The 2,765-nt window shown below is 45.9% G+C and carries 2 protein-coding genes; both read right to left on the bottom strand.

What is annotated here, in order from left to right; translation table 11 throughout:
• Window positions 1–54 precede the first annotated feature (54 nt).
• Window positions 55–690 (bottom strand): sensor histidine kinase, encoded by a 636-nt coding sequence (locus tag BHV83_RS15580; RefSeq protein ID WP_286757732.1) that lies wholly within the window; start codon window positions 688–690, stop codon window positions 55–57.
• The gene (locus tag BHV83_RS15575) at window positions 662–2,680 is read right to left on the bottom strand and encodes a sensor histidine kinase (protein ID WP_286757731.1); all 2,019 of its coding nucleotides are present in this window, start codon (window positions 2,678–2,680) and stop codon (window positions 662–664) included. The genes BHV83_RS15580 and BHV83_RS15575 overlap by 29 nt, the downstream gene beginning before the upstream one ends.
• Window positions 2,681–2,765 lie beyond the last annotated feature (85 nt).

Here is a 2,765-nt window from a genome sequence, read left to right as displayed (position 1 = left end):
TCCCCTGCTCGTCATCTACGATTGCTGCGGTTATTTTGGTGTCCATATTTTGTCTTATAAAGGGATGGATAGCCGGACATGGCAACCGGAAACAGATTCCTTCTTCTGCCTGTTTTCGATCGTTATGCCGATTTCCGTATTGTACAAATCCTTTAATATCTCGAACTCGTTGCTGATGGCACGGATACCGAAGCCGCTTTCCGTTTCAGTTACCATTCCGGGACCATCGTCGATGATGTCGATAACCAACAACTGGTCTTGCAAAGATAATCGAATTATGATTTCTCCCGTACCGCGCGGAGCGATTCCGTGTTTGACGGCATTTTCGACGAAAGGCTGTATCAGCATCCCCGGAATCTCGATCGCATCCGGTTCGATATTATTGTCTACCGTCAGCGAGTAGGAGAAGGGGAAACGGAGCTGTTCGAGCTTCAGGTAGAGCTGCAACTGTTCGATCTCGTCAGAGAGGGGGACCAGTTTCTTTTCGGAAGTCGCCAGCACTTTCCGCAACAGGCGTGAGAAGTCGATCAAATACTTATTCGCCTCCTGATTGGCCGAGCGGTTGATCAGATTCTGGATCGAACTGAGCGCATTAAAAATAAAATGCGGGTTCATCTGTGAACGGATGGCGCGTAGTTCGAGTTCACGGATACGGCGGCGGTTACGTTCCTTCTTTTGCTTCCCTTTCACCCTGTGCAGCGATTAAAAGCGTACCTAATACTCCTTCTTTGAATCCTTTTAGAAAATCGTTGAAAGATTCGTCTTCCCGTTTCAGGTCGTTTTGAATGATTTCCAAGGCGGGGCTGGGGTCAAATTGCCAATTCGTAAATTGCCGATGGAGGATGGTCCCGTCTTCACGCATCAGGATAGTCACGGTGCCGAGTTCCTTACGCCTTAATTCTTCTATTTGCAGATCGGAAATAGCTTTAAAAGGCTTTACCCGTTTGGCATTGTTAGATTGGAATTTTGAATATAATTCGAGTTGTACGATGGAGGCCAGCCCTTCCGATTCGAGGCGTTTCTTGAAATCGAGTGCATTTTGAAGGCTTGGCGCTGGAAGACCTTGTTCCCTCGTTGATAAAAACAGCAGGATGTATTTTCGGTCGCTTCCTTTCACCAGATGCAGGCTATCGGCTATCTTAAGGCCGCTTTCCCGGATATTTTTTCCGGCTTCGAAGGGCAATAGTTTATCGTATGCTCTTCGAAGCTGATTTGTCAGGCTGGTATCCGGACAAGAGCGGATAAAATCGTTGTAATCTTCTTGAGTTTCAGCTAACGTTTTATCGTGTATTAAAAATTGTAAATTCATTCCGTTTACTTGATATTTGGGAAAGCCGGAGAGGATATGTTTATTCAGATAATAATCATCTGCCGGATTCAATAAATATTTTTCCTTCGCTTTTTGTGTTTTTAGGTTCAGGTTATCTGCTTTCAATTCCTGTTTCTTATACATCGTGTAAACATTCAAAAAATAAAAGTAATTAGCGACCTCCGGTCGATGCATACTGTATGCAAAATCGATAAGTGGATTGACCGAGACGAAATAGGGAGCTTGCCAGTCGACCAAGCCGCTTTTGTGCCAAACTTCTTTATCGCTGGCATACATATAGAGATGAAGGGCAAGCGCCCCTTTAAGATACTGTTCCGAACGTTCGAATACCATCTGCCAATAAGGATCCATGTTTTTAAAATCTTTCGCTAATACATTTTGGAACAAAGATTTGCGGAGTTGGAAGGCTTTTTTCATTTTATCGGGAGATTCGAGGTCCGAAGGGTACATATAAAGGTCTGATTCGTACAGGTCGGCGAATCTTCGGTAGCTGTATTGGAAATTGTTTTGTTCGCTTCCCCGTCCCTGATAACGTCTTTTGTGTGTTGTGGCAAACAATTCTTTGTCTTGCGTGATGGAATCCCCCGGAGTAAGCAGGAGCGTCACCCGTTCGCCCACTTTGTGTTCGGTCGGGTAGGCGATGAATATCTTTTTGTGGACGGTCGAATCGTCAGACAAGTCGAAATTGACATAGCTACACGTAAATTCCGTATTCGGAGGAAGGGAGAACGAGGCGTCTATGACCCGCATGTTTTGTGCCAGCCGAGGCATCCCGTCTTCCTGCCAGCCGGTCAGGATATCCTGTACCGCCGGTGCAAGCTGTTTGTCCAAGGGTAAGGAATCCTGGATAGTCGTTCCCGGATAGGCAGACAACCCTGCCTGTCTTACTCCGAAAGGAACATAGTTTTTCGAGTAAGAAAAGGTCGTTTCTTGTCTGTCTAAAGTATGTGCTTTCTGGCTTTCCCGATCGTATGTGACGCGCAGGAACCGTTTGCCGACCATCTCGTGATCGAATGTGAAGTCCTGCTGATAACGGCTGTCAAAATAGTAGAAACCGGGCTTCCCGGTATCGTTCCTGCAATCGTACAGGCTCTTGAACGTATAATCAAGGGTGAGGGTACGTTCATTCAGATCCGTTACGGTCGCCTTAAAGATGACTCGTCGGATGTTTTCCGCCCGCCAGGGTACCTTTTCTTCGATGCCCGGAGCCACATAGGGATAGTAGTGGACGGACTCGATTTCCACCCAATCGCCCTTTTTCAAAGAGTCGGGGGTATAGGGGATGAACGTTTCAGCCGAACTGCTGTTTACTAGAAAAAGGAGAAGCAATAGGAGCGTTGTTGTTTTCATACCTGTAAAAATAAGATGAATAATTGAATTACCCTTCAAATATATCCCGTAAAGACCGCTTATTATTGACTTAATGAGCGGATGG

It is taken from the genome of Parabacteroides sp. merdae-related_45_40 (genome assembly GCF_001915675.1).
The sequence above is the reverse complement of the archived record's forward strand: the minus strand, read 5'-3'. Positions and strand labels throughout refer to the sequence as shown.